This window comes from Paralcaligenes ginsengisoli (assembly GCF_054781135.1).
This window is the reverse complement of record NZ_BAAGUZ010000024.1, coordinates 18,944-39,205: the sequence shown is the minus strand read 5'-3', so window position 1 is coordinate 39,205 and position 20,262 is coordinate 18,944. Positions and strand designations below refer to the sequence as shown.

At 59.3% G+C, this 20,262-nt stretch carries 19 protein-coding genes; 5 read left to right on the top strand and 14 right to left on the bottom strand.

The window, feature by feature from the left end; translation table 11 throughout:
- Nucleotides 1-191: 191 nt before the first annotated feature.
- Genes ACYVIS_RS12245 through rsmB form a run of 4 tightly spaced genes read right to left on the bottom strand, consistent with a single transcriptional unit; the run spans nucleotide 192 to nucleotide 5,153 of the window.
- Nucleotides 192-878 (bottom strand): response regulator, encoded by a 687-nt coding sequence (locus ACYVIS_RS12245; protein ID WP_232741250.1) that lies wholly within the window; start codon nucleotides 876-878, stop codon nucleotides 192-194.
- Nucleotides 879-888: 10 nt separating this feature from the next.
- Nucleotides 889-3,228, bottom strand: a complete 2,340-nt coding sequence (locus ACYVIS_RS12240) for a sensor histidine kinase (RefSeq protein WP_460874083.1) — start codon at nucleotides 3,226-3,228, stop codon at nucleotides 889-891.
- Nucleotides 3,225-3,800, bottom strand: coding sequence for a DUF4390 domain-containing protein (locus tag ACYVIS_RS12235; RefSeq protein ID WP_232741251.1), 576 nt, complete (start codon nucleotides 3,798-3,800; stop codon nucleotides 3,225-3,227). The genes ACYVIS_RS12240 and ACYVIS_RS12235 overlap by 4 nt, the downstream gene beginning before the upstream one ends.
- A gap of 48 nt (nucleotides 3,801-3,848) precedes the next feature.
- Nucleotides 3,849-5,153, bottom strand: coding sequence for a 16S rRNA (cytosine(967)-C(5))-methyltransferase RsmB (gene rsmB, locus ACYVIS_RS12230; RefSeq protein WP_460874082.1), 1,305 nt, complete (start codon nucleotides 5,151-5,153; stop codon nucleotides 3,849-3,851).
- A gap of 180 nt (nucleotides 5,154-5,333) precedes the next feature.
- Here rsmB and rimO point away from each other — a divergent pair, with 180 nt between their 5' ends.
- Complete coding sequence (gene rimO / locus ACYVIS_RS12225; RefSeq protein ID WP_460874080.1) at nucleotides 5,334-6,650, top strand: 30S ribosomal protein S12 methylthiotransferase RimO; 1,317 nt, start codon at nucleotides 5,334-5,336, stop codon at nucleotides 6,648-6,650.
- Between the two features lie 73 nt (nucleotides 6,651-6,723).
- On the opposite strand, the gene fmt is transcribed toward rimO, so the two are convergent.
- Both fmt and def read right to left on the bottom strand, forming a co-directional pair.
- Complete coding sequence (gene fmt, locus ACYVIS_RS12220) at nucleotides 6,724-7,668, bottom strand: methionyl-tRNA formyltransferase (RefSeq protein WP_460874079.1); 945 nt, start codon at nucleotides 7,666-7,668, stop codon at nucleotides 6,724-6,726.
- Between the two features lie 89 nt (nucleotides 7,669-7,757).
- The gene (def, locus tag ACYVIS_RS12215) at nucleotides 7,758-8,273 is read right to left on the bottom strand and encodes a peptide deformylase (RefSeq protein WP_232741254.1); all 516 of its coding nucleotides are present in this window, start codon (nucleotides 8,271-8,273) and stop codon (nucleotides 7,758-7,760) included.
- Nucleotides 8,274-8,408: 135 nt separating this feature from the next.
- Between def and dprA the strand changes: the two genes are divergently transcribed.
- The 3 genes from dprA (at nucleotide 8,409) to ACYVIS_RS12200 (ending at nucleotide 11,094) form a co-directional block, all read left to right on the top strand.
- Nucleotides 8,409-9,548, top strand: a complete 1,140-nt coding sequence (dprA, locus tag ACYVIS_RS12210; RefSeq protein WP_232741255.1) for a DNA-processing protein DprA — start codon at nucleotides 8,409-8,411, stop codon at nucleotides 9,546-9,548.
- A 114-nt stretch (nucleotides 9,549-9,662) separates the two neighbouring features.
- Nucleotides 9,663-10,571, top strand: a complete 909-nt coding sequence (locus ACYVIS_RS12205; protein WP_460874078.1) for a hydroxymethylglutaryl-CoA lyase — start codon at nucleotides 9,663-9,665, stop codon at nucleotides 10,569-10,571.
- Nucleotide 10,572: 1 nt separating this feature from the next.
- Nucleotides 10,573-11,094 (top strand): hypothetical protein, encoded by a 522-nt coding sequence (locus tag ACYVIS_RS12200; RefSeq protein ID WP_232741257.1) that lies wholly within the window; start codon nucleotides 10,573-10,575, stop codon nucleotides 11,092-11,094.
- 56 nt (nucleotides 11,095-11,150) lie between these two features.
- Here ACYVIS_RS12200 and ACYVIS_RS12195 read toward each other — a convergent pair whose 3' ends face one another.
- Nucleotides 11,151-11,501, bottom strand: a complete 351-nt coding sequence (locus ACYVIS_RS12195; protein ID WP_460874077.1) for a LamB/YcsF family protein — start codon at nucleotides 11,499-11,501, stop codon at nucleotides 11,151-11,153.
- Nucleotides 11,502-11,536: 35 nt separating this feature from the next.
- Nucleotides 11,537-12,802, bottom strand: coding sequence for a diaminopropionate ammonia-lyase (locus ACYVIS_RS12190; RefSeq protein WP_460874076.1), 1,266 nt, complete (start codon nucleotides 12,800-12,802; stop codon nucleotides 11,537-11,539).
- Between the two features lie 106 nt (nucleotides 12,803-12,908).
- On the opposite strand from ACYVIS_RS12190, the gene ACYVIS_RS12185 reads away from it, so the two are divergent.
- The gene (locus tag ACYVIS_RS12185; RefSeq protein WP_232741260.1) at nucleotides 12,909-13,157 is read left to right on the top strand and encodes a winged helix-turn-helix transcriptional regulator; all 249 of its coding nucleotides are present in this window, start codon (nucleotides 12,909-12,911) and stop codon (nucleotides 13,155-13,157) included.
- 325 nt (nucleotides 13,158-13,482) lie between these two features.
- Here ACYVIS_RS12185 and ACYVIS_RS12180 read toward each other — a convergent pair whose 3' ends face one another.
- The 6 genes from ACYVIS_RS12180 to ACYVIS_RS12155 form a co-directional block, all read right to left on the bottom strand.
- Nucleotides 13,483-14,499, bottom strand: a complete 1,017-nt coding sequence (locus ACYVIS_RS12180; protein ID WP_460874075.1) for an amino acid ABC transporter substrate-binding protein — start codon at nucleotides 14,497-14,499, stop codon at nucleotides 13,483-13,485.
- A gap of 80 nt (nucleotides 14,500-14,579) precedes the next feature.
- Nucleotides 14,580-15,854: a phenylacetate--CoA ligase family protein gene (locus tag ACYVIS_RS12175; RefSeq protein WP_460874074.1), complete on the bottom strand. Its 1,275-nt coding sequence runs from the start codon at nucleotides 15,852-15,854 to the stop codon at nucleotides 14,580-14,582.
- A 14-nt stretch (nucleotides 15,855-15,868) separates the two neighbouring features.
- Nucleotides 15,869-16,699: an ABC transporter ATP-binding protein gene (locus ACYVIS_RS12170; RefSeq protein ID WP_232741263.1), complete on the bottom strand. Its 831-nt coding sequence runs from the start codon at nucleotides 16,697-16,699 to the stop codon at nucleotides 15,869-15,871.
- Between the two features lie 67 nt (nucleotides 16,700-16,766).
- Nucleotides 16,767-18,092, bottom strand: coding sequence for an ABC transporter substrate-binding protein (locus ACYVIS_RS12165; RefSeq protein WP_460874073.1), 1,326 nt, complete (start codon nucleotides 18,090-18,092; stop codon nucleotides 16,767-16,769).
- A 132-nt stretch (nucleotides 18,093-18,224) separates the two neighbouring features.
- A complete protein-coding gene (locus tag ACYVIS_RS12160) occupies nucleotides 18,225-19,289 on the bottom strand; it encodes a branched-chain amino acid ABC transporter permease (protein ID WP_232741265.1) in 1,065 nt (354 codons plus the stop codon).
- A 28-nt stretch (nucleotides 19,290-19,317) separates the two neighbouring features.
- A complete protein-coding gene (locus ACYVIS_RS12155) occupies nucleotides 19,318-20,247 on the bottom strand; it encodes a branched-chain amino acid ABC transporter permease (RefSeq protein WP_232741266.1) in 930 nt (309 codons plus the stop codon).
- Between the last annotated feature and the right edge of the window lie 15 nt (nucleotides 20,248-20,262).

Sequence of the window (20,262 nt, the reverse complement as noted above, 5' to 3'; positions counted from 1 at the left end):
GACTGCACAGCACCGCCCACCCTGCGGCGTCTTTATAGAATTAACCGCCGCCTACACAGCAACACACACAGTCCAAGCCAATACAGGCAGCCCAAAGCGCCAACTCAATGTCACTACCCAAGCCTAAAACAGCTCAAAACGAAAATCACTGAAACGCGCCCAGCGCTGTAAACACTCGAACCAAAAAGACCCTAGTTATTCTTCTTGCGCGACGAATCGATGCCCAACTGCTTCAGCTTTCGATACAAGTGAGTGCGCTCAAGGCCGGTTTTTTCCGAGACCCGCGTCATGCTGTGATTTTCACGGCCCAGATGGTATTCGAAATAGATCCGCTCGAATTCGTCGCGTGCATCGCGCAAAGGCTGATCAAGCGCAATACTGCCAAGCAGCGAATTGCCATGTTCCTTGGCCGGCGGAGCGGAGAGCTCGGGGACCGGCGCCGTTGTAAGAGGCTGGCCGAATTCGGAACGTTTTTCGGGGATGCGGGCAGCAGCAGCCAGGCCAGGGGAAAGCACCGGCCGCGCCAGACCCGCCGCAATGGTCTTCAGCAGTTTTTGCAGCGTAATAGGCTTTTCGAGAAAATCGACGGCACCTATCCGCGTGGCCTCGACGGCGGTATCGACCGTGGCATGCCCGCTCATCATGATGACAGGCATATCGAGCAGGCCTTGCGAGCCCCACTCCTTCAACAAACTGACCCCATCGGTATCGGGCATCCAGATGTCGAGCAGCACCAGATCGGGCCGGGCGCGCAACCGCGCCGCCCGTGCCTGAGCCGCGTTTTCGGCAAGCTCGACCGTGTGTCCTTCATCGTAAAGAATCTCGGACAACAACTCCCGGATACCTATTTCGTCATCAACAACCAGAATTCTGGCCATAAAGCCTCACCTATCTTTTTCCCGCATTATCGTTCCCTTGTGCGTCTTCGTCCATAGTGGAGAGTGAATTCGCAAGACGGGTCAAGAGGATGGAAATGCGTGCACCACCTTCACGACGGTTTGAAATGTCTATCCGACCGCCATGTTCCTCAATAATTTTTTTCACAATAGCCAGGCCCAGCCCCGTTCCCGTTGGCTTGGTCGTAACATAGGGCTCGAAGACCCGCGGCAAAACCTGCGACGCAAACCCCTGGCCATTGTCTGAAACAGTAAGACGAACCGCCTGATGCTCGGTTCCTTCTTCAGTACGCGAATGCGTTAGTTTAGTCTGAACATAAATCCGCGCATCGGCCAGAGGCTGATCCTGGCTTGCCGCGTCTCGGGCATTGGCCAGCAAATTGTGTATGACCTGCCGCAATTGGGTCGGATCACCCTCGACCACAGGCAAGTCAGGATCGAATTCAACCTCGATCTTGACGCTTTGCCCATCATCGCGCACGGTCCCGCCGATAGGGTCCCAGCCATACAGCGTCAATACCTCGGCAATCAGCTCATTAATATCGATCTGCTGCATCTGGGCGGGCGGCGTGCGGGCATATTCACGGAAATCGTCGACCATTTTCTTCAGTGACGCCACCTGGTTGACGATGGTATTGGTCGAACGGATCAACATGGCCGAATCGGCTTCATTCAATCGATTCGAAAGCTTCATCGCCAGGCGTTCTGCCGAGAGCTGTATAGGCGTCAGGGGATTCTTGATTTCATGCGCCAGACGGCGCGCCACCTCGCCCCAGGCCACTGTCCGGTTTGCAGAGATGACCTCGCTGATATCGTCGAACACCACAAGGTAGCCATTATTGCGGCCATCCACGCTCAGATGGGTTCCTCGGGCAAGCAAGGTAACGACATGCTTCTTTTTTTCGTTGTCACTGGCGGCTTCGACTTCGAGTTCGAACTGCTGCTGCCAGTACTGGCGCTCGGAACCCACCGCCGTGTGCGCGACAAAAGCCTGGCGTATCAGTTTGGACAGCTCGAACGCGCCATCGACCGTTTCGAGCGGACGCCCCTTGACCGAGCGCAAATCGGTCATCAGGATGGTTTGCGCACCCTGGTTGAGGATGGTGACGCGAAAAGCTTCGTCAAACACCAGCACGCCGGACGACAAATTGCTCAGCACCGACTCGAGGTAGACATTGGACCGTTCCAGTTGCAAGCGATTGCTTTCGACCATATGCCGCGCCTCGTCGAGCTGCCGCGTCATGGCATTGAAAGAACGCGTCAATTGCCCTACCTCGTCTTTCTCGGGAGGCTCAGGCAAGGGCCGGTAATCGCCCACGCCTACCGCCTGCGTTCCCGCCGCCAGGGTAAGCAAAGGCCGGACCAGGCGGCGCGACAAGGCCAACGCAACCACAATTGCCGCAAACACGGCAAGAATAAGAGCCAGAGTCAGCGTAATGGCATACAGCTTGCGCAGGCCCAGGCGCGACAAAGCCAATTCCTGGTAATCGCGAAACCCCTGCTGAGCCTGATTGGCATTGCGCGCGATCTGCTCGGGAACAGGCTGGATCACCTGCAGCCAGCGTGTGTCGGGCGAGACGCCCAATGCCGACGAAAAGCGGTCCATGGTGTTGACGGGAATCACGACCCGCAGGCGTAAACCGGCACCCGTTTCGTCGCCCCCCCCTTCCTGAGTCTTTTCGTTATAGGTCTCGGCAGCCGAGTAACTGCGCGATACCCGAAGCTGATTCAAGACATTGGCCGGAGGCACGTCAGGCAGCAACTGGCCGTAGGCCGAAGAAGAAAAAGCCACCAGGCGGCCGCTGCCGGTAAATACCAGCGCCTCGGCCACGCCACTGGACTCGCGCAGGCGCGTGATCGCAATGGTCATGTCGGAATCGCTGGAGTTCGCCAACTTGGAAGCAATGTCTTTGGCCCGGCCGGTCAAATCGGCAAGTTGCGAATCGAGGGCGGCCCGGCCCAGGTTGAGGCCCGCTTCGAGAGCGGTATCGACCCGTACGTTGAACCAGGACTCGATGGACCGGGACATGAACTGAACCGAGAGCACATAAATCAGTGCGCCCGGCAAGACTCCTATCAAGGCAAAAGACAAGGCAAAACGCGCCGTCAGGCGGGCGCCAAACTGCCGCCGCCGAATCTGGCGCACCAGCCGCGCGGCGAGCACCAGCACCCAAAAAATCAGCGCAACGGCAAATACGCCATTGAGCATCAGCAAGGTATCGTACTGCTGGGCATAACGGGAGGCGTTGCCGGTGGACCAGACCAGCAGGGCCAACAGCGCCAAAGCACTGATCGCCGCAACGATCAGTGCCAGCCGCAGACCCCACTTCAGGAGGGATCGTGCGCGGAGATTGAAAACGTGAAATCTTTCCATGGGGTCGCTAAAGACCAGGCACTACTGTTGAAGGCATTGATTTGAAAGGGGCGCGCCAGACGTGAGGTATCCAGGCGCACACGGATCCGGCCATGATAATTCTTGTCGGGGCTGAGATCTTTTATATCGGCGACCGCCCATCCGCGTATATGGCGGATCAGCGACAGGGAATCATCCAGCGACGACTCCGGCAAGGACAGGTCGCCCGTCCCGACACGCCACTGGCGCGTCAAGGCGTTATAGACAATACGCCAGGTAAGCTGTTTGTCGACAACCGTGCGGTCGAACCACCACCAGCGCCTGGAAACAATGGACAGATCGGCGGTGAAATAAATCGGCACGCCTTTTTGCGCCGCATTGCGCAATTCGCTGCTGACCTCGAACTGCACGTCCGCATCGAGATAGAGTTTGCCGTCTCGCGCCGTCGGCTCGACCTGCATCACCTGAGCCGGTTCCGCCGCCCACACCGGCCCGACCCGGGAAGCAAGGCATACGCATAACACGACGGAGAACAAGACTCGGAATATCATCGGCTACCTGCACATTACATGCAAAGACTGTGCGCTATTTTTGACGACTCAAGGCAGTTTGGCAAACAAGGCGTAAAAAAACCCATCATACAGACTCGCATCGCCGGTCTCGGTGATAGGCAATAATTGCCCTGGCGCCGGCAAACGCAGGGCATCGGCATGGCGTTTTGAGAACTGCAGGGCCTGCTGTTCGCCTTCCTGCGGAAAAATGGAGCATGTCGCATACAGCAAACGCCCCCCCGGCTTGACCGTTTTCCATAGAGCATCCACTATTTTGCGCTGCAAGCCGGCAGTCCTGGCCACATCGGCTTCGCGCCGCAACCAGCGTATATCGGGATGACGACGCACAATGCCCGATGCCGTACAAGGCACATCGGCCAGCACCGCATCAAAGGGGCGGCCATCCCACCAGGCATCCGGATCGGCGGCATCGGCACAGCGCAAGGACACATTCGAACCCATCAGGCCTAAACGTTCCAGATTGTGTCCGACTCTGTCCAGGCGGCTCGCATCGGTATCCAGCGCCTGCAATTCTATGTCGGCCAACTCGAGTAAATGGGCCGTTTTGCCGCCCGGCGCCGCACAGGCGTCAAGTACCCGCCACCCCGATTCGGGTTGCAAGAGTACCGCCGCCTGTTGTGCCGAAGCATCCTGCACCGACCACCAGCCTTGTTCAAACCCCGGAATCTGCTGGACGGGCCGAGGCGCCGCAAGGGCAACGCCCGCATCCCCCAGCGGTGAAGCGTCAATCCCGGCTGTCGCCAAGGCTTCCAGCACCTGGGCAGGCGAGGAGCGGCGCACATTGACCCGCAGGCTCATCGGGCCAGGCTGGTTGGCGGCTTCCAGCAAACGTTCCCATTGCCGGGGGTAGGCGCGCTTGACGAGCCTTATCCACCATTCAGGATAATTCCACTGCGCTTCGGGATTTTGCAGCGCTTGCGCTAAAATGGCGCTTCTTTCACGCAAGAAGCCCCGCAAGGTGGCATTCAGCAACCCTTTGTAAGGCACCATCTTGCGCTGGCCTGCCGCTGCCTGAACGGCCTGATCGACCACCGTATGCACGGCATATACCGGCAAATCGCGCCGCAACGGCTCCTGGCCCGGCGATTCGGCGGCTTCGACGGCGGTATCGAGCAAAGCCAGCGATACCAGCAACAGGGCATCGAATACGGCATTGGGAGGCGTACGCTGCACCAGAAGGTTCCTGACCTCGCACATCAGGCCAAGGCGGCGCATCACATGAAAACTGATCGCCTGGCTTGCGGCGCGCAATTCGACCGGTGTAGCCGCCAGACAGTCGGACAGCGACCGGCCCGACAGCACGGCCCGGACATTGTGCGCACTGGCCAGCATAGTGTCTGACAGGGAAATTCGGGACGGTTTGAAAGAAGTATCGGGCACGAGCTATGGCATCAATTGGGGTGAAGATATCTAGCGGACTGTATCACCAAATGGAGCCGGGCTCCCCGGTATTGGGCTCTACCCGTTAAAATTCCTGTCTTTACCGAGCCTGAAGGCTCTACGAGGTTATCCATGAGTTCCCCCAAAGTCGGTTTCGTCAGCCTGGGCTGTCCCAAGGCCCTGGTCGATTCAGAGCGCATTCTGACCCAGTTGCGCACTGAAGGCTATGCCATCACTCCCGATTATGACGATGCCGATGTCGTGGTCGTCAATACCTGCGGCTTTATCGACAGCGCCAAGGCCGAATCGCTCGACGCCATCGGCGAGGCCATTGCCGAAAACGGCAAAGTCATCGTGACCGGCTGCATGGGCGTCGAAGAATCGATGATCCGCAACATTCATCCGGCTGTGCTCGCCGTTACCGGGCCCCAGCAGTATGAACAAGTGGTACGCGCCGTGCACGAGGCGGCTCCTCCAAGCATGGAGCACGACCCCTACATCGACCTGGTGCCGCCGCAAGGCATCAAGCTGACGCCGCGCCACTACGCTTACCTGAAAATATCCGAAGGCTGCAACCACCGCTGCAGTTTCTGCATTATTCCGTCCATGCGCGGCGATCTCGTCAGCCGCCCCATCGGCGATGTCATGGGCGAGGCCGAGCGCCTGGTCAAGGCCGGCGTCAAAGAGCTGCTGGTCATTTCGCAGGACACCAGCGCCTATGGGGTCGATGTGAAATTCCGCAGCGGCTTCTGGAATGGCCGGCCGATCAAGACTCACATGACCCAGCTCTGCGAGGCCCTGTCCGAGTTCGGCGTCTGGACGCGCCTGCACTATGTCTACCCGTATCCGCACGTCGACGAAGTCATCCCACTGATGGCCGAAGGAAAAATCCTGCCTTATCTCGACATTCCGTTCCAGCACGCCAGCCCACGCATCCTGAAAGCCATGAAACGCCCGGCTTTCGAAGACCGCACCCTGGCCCGCATCAAGAAATGGCGCGAAATCTGCCCCGACCTCACCCTGCGCTCGACCTTCATCGTCGGTTTTCCCGGCGAAACCGAAGAAGACTTCCAGTATCTGCTGAACTGGATGACCGAAGCGCAGCTCGATCGGGTGGGCTGTTTCCAATACTCGCCCGTGAAAGGCGCCCGTGCCAATGATCTGCCCGACCCGGTCGCCGACGACATCAAGCAGGATCGCTGGGAACGCTTCATGGCGCACCAGCAGGCCATCTCCACGGCGCGTCTGGCCCACAAGGTCGGCCGCGAAATCGACGTGCTGATCGACGAAATCGACGCCGACGGCGCCATCGGACGCTCAAGCTCCGACGCACCTGAAATCGACGGCAACGTATTTGTGAGCAGCGAAGGCAAGCTCAAACCCGGCGAAAAAATACGCGTGCGCGTCACGGACTCCGACGAATACGATTTGTACGCCGACGCGATCTGACCTCCCGCCGCCTCCGCCGACACCTCATCGGCTTCGTTCACGGACAGCGGTCTTCATCGATGCAGGGGCGCCCCTACAGCTCGGGGTGCCAGCCCTGTACGAAAACTTCGACGGGCTGGCGCTTGCCGCCGGCTTTCTGCAATTCCAGCAGGCGTAGAACACCGTCGGCGGTTGCAATATCCACGCCTGCGGGGCTTACGTCTTCGATCTGGCCGGCGGTCTTCCGCGCGGGCCGATCCAATGCCCTGGCCGACCAGACCTTGACCGGATCGCTCAAGCCGGGCAAGCGCAGGGTGGATCCAGGTACGGGATTGAAGGCACGAATGCGCCGCTCCAGAATCCGGGCAGGCTGCGAAAAATCCAGAGCAGCCTCGCCTTTGTCCAGCTTGGCCGCATAAGTCACTCCTTCCGCGGGCTGCGGAACTGCCTTCAGCCTGCCTTTTTCCAGATCATCCAGGGCCTGCACAATTGCATCGGCCCCCAGGGCGGCAAGATCATCATGCAAGCGTGCGGCGTTGTGGCCGCCACTGATCCCCATAGAGCGCACCAGCAGCATGTCCCCGGTATCCAGCCCTGCATCCATCTGCATGATGGTAATGCCGGTCTGCATATCGCCCGCTTCGATCGCCCTTTGTATCGGCGCCGCGCCGCGCCAGCGCGGCAGCAGACTGGCGTGGATATTCAGGCAGCCATGCCTGGGCAAAGACAAAACCCACTGGGGCAGAATCAACCCATAGGCCGCCACCACCATGACCTCGGGAGCCAGCGCAGACAAGACCTTGCAGGCCTCCCGGGCCTCCTCCGGGTATTTGCCGTCCAGGCGCAGGCTGCGAGGCTGAAGCACCTGAATACCGGCATTCAGGGCTGCCTGCTTGACAGGGCTTGGCGTCAATTTCAGGCCCCGCCCCGAGGGACGATCGGGCTGCGTGAGCGCCAGGCAGACTTCATGGCCGGCCGCCAGAATGGCGTCGAGGGCAAAACGGGCGAATTCCGGTGTTCCGGCAAAGACAATGCGCATAAAAAAGCCGATTCAGATGACTGAATCGGCATGATACCAAGGCGGCGCCCTCTTGCACGGAGGAACTGCCGCCGCGGAGCAAAGCCGCGCTACATGCGCTGCGCGTCCTGGCGTTCTTGCTTGCGGATTTTGGTCTTGATGCGATTTTGCTTGAGCGGGGACAGGTACTCGACAAACACCTTGCCCATCAGGTGATCGAGCTCGTGCTGCACGCACACCGCCAGCAGGCCTTCCGCCTCGAATTCGATACCTTCACCCTGTTCGTCGAGGGCGCGCACGCGAATGCGGGCCGCCCGCTCTACCTCGTCGTATACGCCTGGCACCGATAGGCAACCCTCTTCATAAACCTGAAGTTCGTCGCTCTTCCAGAGAATCTCAGGATTGATCAGCACCCGCAAATCATTGCTTTCTTCGGAAACGTCGATTACGACAACCCGTTCATGCACGTCGACCTGAGTGGCGGCCAAACCCACCCCGGGCGCCTCGTACATGGTCTCGGCCATGTCGCGCACCAGCTCGCGTATGCGATCGTCCACCACCTCCACCGGCTTGGCAACTTTGTGCAGGCGCGGGTCGGGGTAGCGAAGAATAGGAAGTAAGGCCATAAAACTCGTCCGATAAAACATCCAGGCTCTTATAATAAAACAAGATGCAATAAAGCTGTAATCCACGGCCCGAAGGCATGGCTTTTCATGTCACGCCTGCCGCACGAGCTCTGCGAGCTGTGTCACACTTAGACTATGTCGCTCAATTTACCCTCCGAGGAATTCTCCGCATGGATGCGCCTGTCGCTCGAGCCCGGCCTTGGCCTGGCCCAGGCGCGACACCTGCTGCTCGAAGCGGGGCTGCCGCAGAATATCTACGCCATGTCGACCGGTTCTCTTGCCAGGCTGGTGCCGCCCGAACTCGCCCAACGCCTGGCCGCCGAACCAACGCCCGAAATACAGGAAACCATTGCCCGTACGCTCGAATGGCTGTCCGGACCCAATCACCATATCGTAACGCTGGCCGATCCGGCTTACCCCAAGGCCTTGCTCGATATCCACGACCCACCCCTGATGCTCTACGTCAACGGCAATGTCAATCTGCTGGCCAGCCCGGTCATTTCCATGGTCGGCGCGCGCAACGCCAGCGCAGGCGGTATAGACAATGCCCTGGCCTTCGCCCGCTACCTGGCCGAGCAGGGCTGGTGCATCGCCAGCGGCCTCGCCCTGGGCATCGACGCGGCTGCCCATAAAGGCGCCCTGCGGGCCGGCGCCCAAGGCGGCGGCACAATGGCCATACTGGGTACCGGCATCGATATCGTGTACCCGTCCCGCAATCTCGATCTGGCCCACCAGATCGCCGAACAGGGCGTGCTTGTGTCGGAGTTTCCGCTCGGTACCCGCGCATTGCCCTATCAATTCCCCAAACGCAACCGTATCGTGGCAGGCGTGGCCCGTGGCGTCCTGGTGGTCGAGGCCGCCCGGCAAAGCGGGTCGCTCATTACCGCCAAGCTCGCTTCGGAAATGGGCCGCGAGGTGTTCGCCATACCGGGCTCCATACATTCCCCACTGTCGCGCGGCTGTCACGCCCTGATCCGCCAAGGCGCCAAACTGGTCGAATCAGCGGCCGACATCCGCGACGAACTCGGCCTGCCGCGTCCCGACTCCACCGCCGCGGCCCCCGCTCTTCCCCCCAAGCCCGATCGCAACCGTCATGCAAGCCGCAACGCCAATAGCCGGATGATGCTCGACGCAATGGGCTATGACCCCATCGATCTCGATACGCTCCAGCAACGCACCCATCTCGATCTGGCCACACTGAATACCCACTTGCTGGAGCTGGAACTCAACGAATCCGTGGCAAGGCTTGACGACGGCCGCTTTCAACAACGCTAAAAAGCTTATCATTAAGCATGAAAAGTGCGGATAAACTCCTGATTTTGAGCCGAGACTCGTCTTTCGGGGCTTTATCCGGCACAAAGATCCTCGAACATACTTAGGAACCTCCCCATGTCTTTGCCAGATCGAATCAAAATTGTCGAGGTATCTCCTCGCGATGGGTTGCAGAACGAAAAAGAATTCATTTCCACCCAGATCAAGATCGAACTCATCGACCGCTTGTCAGCCGCCGGTTTCCAGAATGTCGAATCCGCCTCGTTCGTGTCGCCCAAATGGGTCCCGCAAATGGCGGACGGCGCCGACGTCATGCTTGGAATACAACGCCAGCCCGGCACCATTTACTCGGTGCTCACACCCAATATGCGAGGCTTCGAGGGGGCCCTGGCGGCTCAGTCGGACGAAGTCGTTATTTTCGGCTCGGCCAGCGAAGCGTTCTCGCAAAAAAACATCAATTGCTCGATAGCCGAATCGATCGCACGCTTCGAGCCGGTCGCGGCGGCCGCCAAGGCCGCCGGACTGCGCCTGCGCGGCAGCATCAGCTGCTCCCTGGGCTGCCCCTACCAGGGCGAAACCCCCATTGAATCGGTTGTCGACGTCGCCCGGCGTTTTCTGGCATTGGGCTGCGACGAAATCGACGTGGCCGACACCATAGGCACAGGCACCGCCAAACGGGTGGGCCAGGTGATGAACGCAGTGACCAAAGTCGTCGACCCCACGCGTATTGCGGGGCACTTCCACGACACTTACGGCCAATCGCTGGCCAATATCCTGGCGGCCCTGGAAGCGGGGATCAGCATATTCCATACCTCGGTCGCCGGCCTGGGAGGCTGCCCCTACGCCAAGGGAGCCACCGGCAATGTCGCGACCGAAGACGTGCTGTACATGATGGATGGGCTCGGCATCGAAACCGGCATCGACCTGAATGAAGTGGTCGACATCGGCATGTGGATATCCGGCCATCTCGGCCGCAAGACGGCAAGCCGGGCCGGCAATGCGCTAGCCGCGCGCAAGGCGGGCTAGGATGGGCTTGCCGAAGGTGCCGGCACCTGCCGAACAGGATCTTTCCGCCCTGCTCGATACGGCCATGCCCAGCCCCGAAGAGCGTTCCGCCCTGCTCGAAGAAATCGGCCCTCTGCCATTGCACGGCCAGGCCTGGCCCATCTGGATCAAAATACTGGCCTGGATCATCGTGCTGATTATCGGCATGCAAATCACCTATACCGCCACCAGTCCCGGCGGACACAACGTCAGCCCCCTGGTGGCGGGCAGCATCCTGGTGTGCTTCCTGGCACTGCTCGTAGTGGCGCGATTCATGCTGGTTTCCGAAACCCGAATCACGCGGATCGGCATCGAGCAATCGTGGATTACGCGGCGCCAGGTCGCCTGGGAAGACATCCGGTTCGCCAAGTTCATTCCGCTTTTCACCTCGAAGCGCCTGGTGTGCTTCACCAGCCGCGGACGCCCCGTGGTCTTCCAGGCCGGCACACGCGAACTGCAAGTCGCCTTTGCCCGTATCGCGCTGGTATATCGACGACGGCGCTAGCCCGGACATTTCACCATAAAGCCCGCTCTTGGCTTCTTCGTGATGCGCCATATTGTTCAAAAGGCTCCGTGCGGTTTGACGTGCGTGACCTTGGCGCCAATTGCCCCCGCAAGAGCTTGCAAGGCGCCGATCTGATACGTGATCATGTATTCGAGATCCTGGGCATTCATTTGAATCTGCCGCCTGCCGAAGCCCCAGATATCGTTGAAGCCTGGATGGGCGCCTATGGAAGCGCCGTTCTTCAGGGCGAGATTAACGGTTTCGGCCATGACCGTGGCATCGCCGGCGTGAAAGCCGCAGGCCACGTTGGCGGAGCGGATGATCTTGATCAGTTCGGCATCGTTGCCGATCTTCCATTTTCCAAAGCTTTCGCCCATGTCGGCATTGAGGTTGATCTGCTGTGTCATTGCGGCTTCCTTTTAATCGATTGAAAAAAGAACCATCAAGCCAAGACGCCGGCGCGCTGGCTCACTTCAGAGGCGGTAAACCCCATCAGGCTGTGGAATCGCGCTTCGTCGGTAGCGCTTTCGGTGTTCACCAGAAGAACGCGTGAATCCTGATCCAACCCCAACTGCCCGCGCCCTTTGCGGTCACCAGCCAAAGCCAGCAGACCAGCCAAGCCGGCTGCGCCACTTTCTCCGGCGAGAACGACTTCTTCGTCTTTCTTCGCCATTGCCAGGGCACGCATGGCCTGGATGGCATCTTCTTCTTCGATGGTCATATACGCGGCCGCGTACTGACGCAAGACCCGCCAAGCCACGAGCGATGGTTCGTAGCATTCCAGCATAGACATCAGCGTAGGCTCGCCCGCATCCACCCGCACGGGGTGATCGGCCTTAGCGCTTTCAAAAAGGCAGGCGGCGCGGGACGGCTCCACAACAATAAATTTGGGCGGATGCGCCGCCCACTGCAGCGCCATGGATCTTGCGAGCGCCGCGGCGAATCCGCCTACGCCCGCTTGCAAGAAAACGTGCGTAGGCACAGTGTCGAGCTGTTCGGCAAGCTCGCGGGAAATGAGCGTGTAGCCTTGCATCACCCATCTGGGGATGTCTTCGTACCCGGGCCATGTCGTATCCGAGAGCAAGGTCCAGCCACTCGATTGCGCCAAGCGCATCGACTCGGCCACAGCATCGTCATAGGTTCCCTTTACTTCCACGACTTCGGCGCCGAATCTTGCGATCGCATTGCGCCGTGCCTGCGTCACCCCTCCATGAACCAGGATTACGGCACGCGCTCCAGCGAGGCGTGCCCCAGCGGCCACGGACTGGCCATGATTGCCGTCGGTCGCGCAAACAAAAGTCATGGTCGCGGCGGCACGGTAAAAGCGTTGCGCACGGGCGTCCCGCGCAGGCCGGCCATCGCGGGGTTCGATTGCCAGGGACCCGCTCGCGGAACGGGGAAGTTCATCCGTCGTCATAGCCTTGCCGTCCAATCTGGTGGCCTCTTCCATGACCAGGCGCAGGACCGTGTACGCCCCTCCCAATGCCTTGAAACTGCGCAGCCCCAAACGCCGGCCTTCGTCTTTGAGCCATAGGCGGCCGATATCAAGATCCTTGGCCAGGGTAGGAAGATCACGCAATGGGCTGGGCGTGTAATCGAAGACGGCCCGCAGCGTGGCATGCACGTCAGCCGAGTCCAGGTTGGGGAGCCCTGTGGCATATGCTCGGGTTTGTTCATCCGCAAGCGCCGTATTCATCAATAGCTTCATCTATATCATCCACAAATAAGGGATGACGATATATTATTCAATTAGCCAAGGTAATACTTACGTATTTAGCCATCAAAAACGCAAAAATTTTTCATAAAAATCAAAAATGACATCATTGGACGAAGTGGATCTGAAAATCCTTGAACTGGTGCAGCAGGACGGCAGGATTTCGCAAAGCGGGCTAGGCGAGCAAGTTCACTTGTCGACTGCCGCAGTGAATCGCCGCCTGCGACGCCTCCAGCAAGAGGGCGTGATACGCAAGCTAGCTGCGGTGCTGTCGGGGCCGGCGCATGCGACCCCACCAAAAACCTCACACGAGCGGGGGTGGCGGCCCAGGCAGGGTGAGCGAGCTTGAGTCCGCCGCGGCCGGCGCCTGGATCGGGATGCAAGGGAGCGGTTGTTTGAGCGTCAAGGGTGTCCACAGCCCGGGGGGCTGTGGACGACGCGAGTTCCGCGACCGCCCGATCCAGGCGCCGGCCGCGGGCAGTCCTGGCAACGCCAGGACCGGACGATGCGAGCCCCACCCTGCCTGGGCCGCCACCCCCGCGTCTTAAGAACGAAAATGACGGCATCGACGATCTACGCAGCAGCAGCCCGCCAACTCATAACACCCCATAAAAAAAGCGCCCTGGGTCGGATAACCCAAGGGCGCAACGGGCAAAACCGGTATATCGGCGATATCAGCGCACCGGCAAGGCGTACATCAGCCCGCCTTTATTCCACTGCGCATTCAGGCCGCGCGGAATTTTCAGAGGGCTGTCCATGCCCACATTGCGCTCGAAGCTTTCGCCATAATTACCCACCTGCTTGAGGATGTTGTAAGCCCACTTTTCGTCAAGCCCCATGTTTTTGCCGGCCCCTGGAGTAACCCCCAGCAAGCGTTGAACATTGGGATTATTGCTTTTGAGCTCCTCGTCGACATTCTTCGACGTAACTCCCAACTCTTCGGCGCCGATCATCGCATAAAGCGACCATTTGACGATGTTCAGCCACGCATCGTCGCCCTGCCGCACAAAGGGCCCCAAGGGCTCTTTGGAAATGATTTCCGGCAAAACCACATAATTGTCAGGATTTTGCAGCTTGGAAATCCGAATCGAAGCCAGGCCCGAAGCATCGGTCGTGAACACATCGCAACGGCCGGAGGCAAAGGCGTTGACCACCTCGTTGAACTGCTCGATCACCACTGGCTTGTAGCTGATCTTGTTGGCGCGGGCCCAATCGGCCATGGTGTTTTCGTTGGATGTGCCGGTTTGCATGCAGACCGTCGCGCCGTCGAGCTCCTTGGCGCTTTTTACCTTCAACGACTTCGGCACCAGAAAGCCCTGCCCGTCGTAATAATTGATACCGGCATGAATGGCGCCCAGGGCCGTATCGCGCTGTTGCGTAACAGTCGTATTGCGAGCCAGAAGATCGATTTCGCCCGATTGCAATGCCGTAAACCGTTGCTGTGAATTCAGGGGAACGGCCTTGAATTTGCTGGCATCACCCAAGGTTGCCGCCGCCACGGCGCGACAGACGTCGATATCGAGCCCCTTCCAGTTGCCCTTGGCATCGGGCGCCGAAAATCCCGCAAAACCGGTGGTAACCCCGCATTCGACATAGCCGCGCTTCTTGACTACATCGAGCGTATCGGCATGAGCCCATTGCAGCCCCGAAAACAAGACCAGCGCACCAGCCGCGTATTTAACGTAGCGCATAAAATTCCCCTGTAAGAAACCCGAGATAACGACTCCAGCAGGCATCTTACCGCAATCGGACCACCGAAAAACAGATAAACTTATTCATAATCCCGCAGGTCGTCTATGACCTTCCCATCGTTGGGCAGAGTGCCGGTTTCCACGAATTCCAGCTCGGCGCGCAGCTTGGTTACATCACGCACCGACGCGGTGATCCTGGCCTGCAGATCGGGGCCGGGATGGGTGGTTTCAACGCTTAAAGTCATCAGGTCGGCGCCAAACTTGCCGCTGACCACCAGCCGCGCCTTGCCGATTTCAGGGTGGCGCCGGACGACCTCGGCTATTTGCCCCGGATGCACGAACATGCCCCGCACCTTGGTAGTCTGATCGGCACGGCCCATCCACCCCTTGATGCGCATATTCGTGCGCCCGCAAGGCGAAATACCGGGCATCACGGCCGACAGGTCGCCGGTGCCGAATCGCACCAGCGGGTAATCGGGGTTGAGCGTGGTGACCACGATTTCGCCTACCTCGCCTATGGGCAGGGGCCGATTCGTGCCCGGCTGCACGATCTCCAGAATGATATCTTCATTGACCACCAGACCTTCGCGAGCCGAGGTTTCGTAGGCCATCATACCCAGATCGGCGCTACCGTATGCCTGGTAGCCGTCAATCCCGCGCTCGGCAAACCACCGCTGCAAAGAGGGTGGAAACGCCTCGCCGGAAAACAGCGCGCGCCGGATCGAAGGCAAGGCCACCCCCAGCTCGTCGGCCTTTTCAAGAATGATCTTCAGGAAGCTGGGCGTGCCCGTGTAACCGGCGGGAACCAGGTCCGCAATGGCGCGGACCTGCTGCTCGGTCTGGCCTATGCCTCCGGGGAAAACGGTGCAGCCCAGGGCATGGGCCGCTGTTTCCATCATCGAGCCGGCAGGCGTGAAATGATAGGAAAAGCAGTTATGCACCAGTTGCCGCGACCGGAAGCCGGCCGCGTACAAGGCCCGGGCAAAGCGCCAGTAGTCGGGGCGCGTGCCTTCGGGCTCGTATATGGGGCCGGGCGAGGCGAATACACGCAAGGCGTCGCCCCAGCCTATGGACGAAAAGCCGCCGAAAATACGGCCGACCTCGTCCAGTTGCCCGCCGGTTCGGCCCTGGCGCATATCCAGTTGCGCCTGCAGCAGTTCGCTTTTGCGAATTACGGGGATCTGCTCGAGATCGGCGCGCCGCCCGATAGCATTGGGATCGATTCCCTGCAACTGCTCGGCGATCGCCGGCGCATAGACGCGGGCACGCTTCAAGGCGGCTGGCAAGCGTTCCAGCAGCAACTGCTCGCGCTGGGCAGCGGGCGCGGATTCGCGTTCTTCGAAATACGTCATCATGGCATCCCTCGGGATCAGGCAAGCCAACGCTTGCGGCGCCGGTAAAATTTTGTATCGCGAAAATTCTTGCGCTCGCCGCTTGAAACTCCGAGATAGAATTCTTTGACGTCTTCGTTTTGGGCCAGGTCGTGCGCCGCGCCATCCATCATGACGCGGCCGTTTTCCAGGATGTAGCCATAATCGGCATAACGCAGCGCAATACTGGTATTTTGCTCGGCAAGCAGAAAGCTCACGCCTTCACGCTCGTTCAGATCGCGCACGATCTCGAAAATTTCTTCCACGATTTGCGGAGCCAACCCCATGGAAGGCTCGTCGAGCAGAATCATAGTGGGGTTGGCCATGAGTGCACGCCCAATCGCCGCCATCTGCTGTTCGCCGCCCGAGGTGTAGCCGGCCTGGCTGGTGCGCCGTTGTTTGAGGCGCGGGAAATACCCATAAACGCGATCGAGCGCCGCGCTCAAATCGCCGCGTGAAATAGCGCGTGTATACGCACCTGTCAGCAGATTTTCTTCGATGGTCAGATGGCCGAAGCAATGGCGGCCCTCCATGACCTGCACGACGCCGCGCTTGACCAGGTCGGCCGGTGAAAGCCGTTCGATCCGCTCGCCGCGATAATCGATGCTGCCCTTGGTGACATCGCCGCGTTCAGCCTTGAGCAAATTGGAAACCGCCCGCAAAGTCGTGGTTTTGCCGGCCCCGTTGGCACCCAGCAGCGCCACGATCTTGCCTTCCGGCACGCACAGCGACACCCCCTTCAACACCAGGATCACGTGGTTATAAATAACCTCGATACCATTGACGTTAAGCAGAATGTTGGGCGTTTCAGTGTCAGCTCTTGCATTCATAAAAAGCATTCCATGCCGTCGATTGAATCCGCCTGCCGCACGGCGGCGGCAGGCGGACAGCCGGGCATCAGTCCTTGCAAGTGCGAGGAGTGATGTTTTTCTCTTTGGCGTACTTGGCGGCAAGCTCTTTTACCAGCGGATTGACGAATTTCTTGTCGGACTGGTACCAGTCGGATACGACCTTGAATTTCTTGCCATCCCACTGGATGATCCGAGCCCAGTCGGTACCCATGTGATCTTCGCACGAGGTTTTGACCGGACGCATGATCTCGCCGAAGCCCAACTGGTTAAGCCGGTCTTGAGTCAGATCGAGGTGCTCGAAACCCCAGCGCACTTGCTCTGGAGTCATGTGCTTGCCCTTGCCGTACTTTTCCTGGGCGGCGCGGATCGCCTCGACCTGCAGCATCGAAATCATCAGGCCGCGCGTATAGCTGATGGTTCCGAAATACTTGCCGTCGGTGTCGGTGCCCTGGCCTTTGTCGTAGAGGTATTTCTTGATGTCCTGGTGAACCTTCCCCTGCTCGGCGCTATTTTGAATGGTCACCGCGTTGTAGCCCTTGGCCACATCGCCCAGGTCCTGCACGTCATTTTCAGAGCCGGCCCACCATATGGCGTACATTTTGTCGCGCGGATAGCCTATAGCCTGCGCCTCGCGGATCGCCGTCGGCGTCATGATCCCGGCGCTCCACAACAGCACGTAGTCAGGACGTTTCTGACGGATCTGCAGCCATGTGGATTTTTGCTGGACGCCGGGCGCGGTGACCGGATAAAGCTGCAATTCGAAACCATCGGCCTTGGCGCGCGCCTCGAGCAGCGGAATGGGCTCTTTGCCGAACGGCGAATCGTGAAACACCAGGGCGATTTTCTTGCCTTTGAGCTTGTCGACGCCGCCCACTTTCTTGGCGATATCCTGGATCATCGTATCGGCCGCCGTCCAGTAGGTTCCGAGCAGCGGGAAATTCCATTGGAACACAGCACCGTTGGCGGACTGCGACAGGCCATAGCCCACGGTTTCAACCGATACTTTATCGAGTATGGCTTTGTCGGTAATGGCAAACGTAATGCCCGTGGACTGCGGATCGAAGCCCGATGCCCCGCCGTTCTTGGCTTTCAGCCGCTCATAGCATTCCACGCCCTTATCGGTGGCGTAGCCCGTTTCGCACTCTTCATAGCTGAGCTTGACGCCATTGACACCCCCGTCCCGGGCGTTGACCAATTTAAGGTAATCCATTTTCCCGTCGGCCCAGGGGATGCCCAGCGGCGCAAAGGAACCCGTGCGGTAAGCCAGCAGGGGAATAAACTGATCTTCCGCCGCTGTAGCAGGCGCCGCCATGGCGCTCAAGGCGCCTGCCACCGCAAACATGGCTGTGGCCAATTTGAAAGTATGTTTCATCTCCAAGTCCTCCGTTTGGTGTTTCTACGCACCGTGTGTTGTTCAGTCCGGTTCGAATGAGCCAGCCGAGCGTTAAAAACAAATGCCTGAACTTCTGTACCTATACAGCCAATGCAACAGTCAATGCGACAATCAATGAGGGAACGGCCAGATACGCAGCTTCTCCTTGCCTATGCTCCATAACCGGGCCAGGCCGTGCGGCTCGGCAATCAGGAAAAATACAATCAGCGCACCAAACACCATATGTTCGATATGCGCGGCGGTATCGATGGCCAGTGGCAAGTCGAACCAGCCAGGCACATTGGTCAGGGCAATCGGAACCAGCACAATAAAGGCCGCACCGAAAAAACTGCCCAGAATCGAGCCCAGGCCGCCGATAATCACCATGAACAACAACTGGAACGAACGATTCAGGTCGAAAGCCAGCGGCTCCCAGGAGCCCAGATGTATGTAGGCCCAGAGCGCCCCCGACACGCCAATGATGAATGAGCTGACGGCAAAGGCGGTAAGCTTGGCGTAAACGGGGCGTATGCCAATCACTGAAGCAGCCACATCCATATCGCGGATCGCCATCCATTGGCGGCCGATCGCGCCACGCACCAGGTTCTTGGCCAACAGGGCAAACACGACGGCGAAAATCAGTACGAACAGATATTTTTGGACAGGCGTTTGAATCGGAATGCCGAACGCCGACAAGGCCGGAACCGATACATTCCCCGAGGACGAGTAATTCGTCAGATACGGAATCCGCAGAAATGCCCAATCCGCGAAAAACTGGGCGGCCAGCGTGGTAACCGCCAGGTAGAGCCCGCGTATGCGCAAGCTGGGAATGCCAAACACCACGCCCACCAGCGTGGCGAAGACGCCGCCCAGCAGAATCTGGACGATCAATGGCAAAGCGGGAGTGCGCACGCCAAAATTCCAGGCCGCGTAGGCGCCCACCGCCATGAAAGCCCCCGAGCCCATGGATATCTGGCCGCAGTAGCCCACCAAGATATTCAGGCCGATGGCGGCCAGGGAAAGGATCAGGAAAGGTGTAAGCACAGCCTGCAGGAAGTAGCTGGAAGCCAGCAGGGGAACCAGCACAAAGGCGAGCACCAGCAGGCCGGCGATGAAGATCCGGTCCTGGCGTATGGGAAAAATCTGTTGGTCGGCCCGATAACTGCTTTTGAACTGGCCATTTTCGCGATAAAACATAATTAAATACCCGGGATGAGTGAAACCATCAAACGCGATCGATGATTTTTTCGCCAAACAAGCCTTGCGGACGGAACAGCAGGAACACCAGTGCCAGCACATAGGCGAACCAGATCTCGATGCCCCCTCCTACGAACGGCCCCACATAGACCTCGGACAGCTTCTCGCCCACGCCGATGATCAGGCCGCCGATAATGGCGCCGGGCACGGAAGTAAGCCCGCCCAGGATAACGACAGGCAAGGCCCGCAGCGCCGCCGTCGACAGAGTGAACTGCACGCCGAACTTGGAGCCCCAGATCACGCCCGCCACCAGGGCCACCAGGCCGGCCACGGTCCAGACAATGATCCAGATGCGATTGAGCGGTATGCCGATGGACTGCGCCGCCTGATGGTCGTCGGCGACCGCGCGCAGCGCCCGCCCGGTCGAGGTGTATTGGAAGAAGAAGGCCAGCACGGCCACCAGCAAGGCGGCCACGGCCGCCGCGGTGAGGTCTTCAAGGCTGATCAGCACACCGCCTTCGAAAAACGAATTGAGGATGAAAAGCGGGTCTTTGGGCATGCCGACATTGATGGAATACACCGTGCTGCCAAACACGATCTGGCCCAGGCCGTCGATGAAATAGCTGATCCCCAGGGTGGCCATCAACAGGGTCGTGGCCTCTTGATTGACCAGATGACGCAGCACCCAGCGCTCGATCACCACGGCAATCGCCCACATCAACACCGCGCTGATGGCGAACGCCAGAATATTGGCCAGCAACAGGCTATGGAAGCCAAACCATTTGGGCAGCCATTCCGAAAAGCGCGCCATGGAAAGCGCCGCTACCAGCACCATGGCGCCTTGCGCAAAATTGAAGACTCCGGACGCCTTGAATATCAGCACGAAACCCAATGCCACCAGCGAATACAGCATGCCCGTCATCAGGCCGCCAAACACGGTTTCCAGGAAAAATCCCATTGCTGTCGTCCTTGC

Bases quoted from the DNA above. Each gene is read 5' to 3' on its own strand.
- ACYVIS_RS12245 (WP_232741250.1), bottom strand. From the start codon at position 878: ATGGCCAGAATTCTGGTTGTTGATGACGAAATAGGTATCCGGGAGTTG.
- ACYVIS_RS12235 (WP_232741251.1), bottom strand. From the start codon at position 3,800: ATGATATTCCGAGTCTTGTTCTCCGTCGTGTTATGCGTATGCCTTGCT.
- rsmB (WP_460874082.1), bottom strand. From the start codon at position 5,153: ATGCTGGCCAGTGCGCACAATGTCCGGGCCGTGCTGTCGGGCCGGTCG.
- rimO (WP_460874080.1), top strand. From the start codon at position 5,334: ATGAGTTCCCCCAAAGTCGGTTTCGTCAGCCTGGGCTGTCCCAAGGCC.
- fmt (WP_460874079.1), bottom strand. From the start codon at position 7,668: ATGCGCATTGTCTTTGCCGGAACACCGGAATTCGCCCGTTTTGCCCTC.
- def (WP_232741254.1), bottom strand. From the start codon at position 8,273: ATGGCCTTACTTCCTATTCTTCGCTACCCCGACCCGCGCCTGCACAAA.
- dprA (WP_232741255.1), top strand. From the start codon at position 8,409: ATGTCGCTCAATTTACCCTCCGAGGAATTCTCCGCATGGATGCGCCTG.
- ACYVIS_RS12205 (WP_460874078.1), top strand. From the start codon at position 9,663: ATGTCTTTGCCAGATCGAATCAAAATTGTCGAGGTATCTCCTCGCGAT.
- ACYVIS_RS12200 (WP_232741257.1), top strand. From the start codon at position 10,573: ATGGGCTTGCCGAAGGTGCCGGCACCTGCCGAACAGGATCTTTCCGCC.
- ACYVIS_RS12195 (WP_460874077.1), bottom strand. From the start codon at position 11,501: ATGACACAGCAGATCAACCTCAATGCCGACATGGGCGAAAGCTTTGGA.
- ACYVIS_RS12190 (WP_460874076.1), bottom strand. From the start codon at position 12,802: ATGAAGCTATTGATGAATACGGCGCTTGCGGATGAACAAACCCGAGCA.
- ACYVIS_RS12185 (WP_232741260.1), top strand. From the start codon at position 12,909: ATGACATCATTGGACGAAGTGGATCTGAAAATCCTTGAACTGGTGCAG.
- ACYVIS_RS12180 (WP_460874075.1), bottom strand. From the start codon at position 14,499: ATGCGCTACGTTAAATACGCGGCTGGTGCGCTGGTCTTGTTTTCGGGG.
- ACYVIS_RS12175 (WP_460874074.1), bottom strand. From the start codon at position 15,854: ATGATGACGTATTTCGAAGAACGCGAATCCGCGCCCGCTGCCCAGCGC.
- ACYVIS_RS12170 (WP_232741263.1), bottom strand. From the start codon at position 16,699: ATGAATGCAAGAGCTGACACTGAAACGCCCAACATTCTGCTTAACGTC.
- ACYVIS_RS12165 (WP_460874073.1), bottom strand. From the start codon at position 18,092: ATGAAACATACTTTCAAATTGGCCACAGCCATGTTTGCGGTGGCAGGC.
- ACYVIS_RS12160 (WP_232741265.1), bottom strand. From the start codon at position 19,289: ATGTTTTATCGCGAAAATGGCCAGTTCAAAAGCAGTTATCGGGCCGAC.
- ACYVIS_RS12155 (WP_232741266.1), bottom strand. From the start codon at position 20,247: ATGGGATTTTTCCTGGAAACCGTGTTTGGCGGCCTGATGACGGGCATG.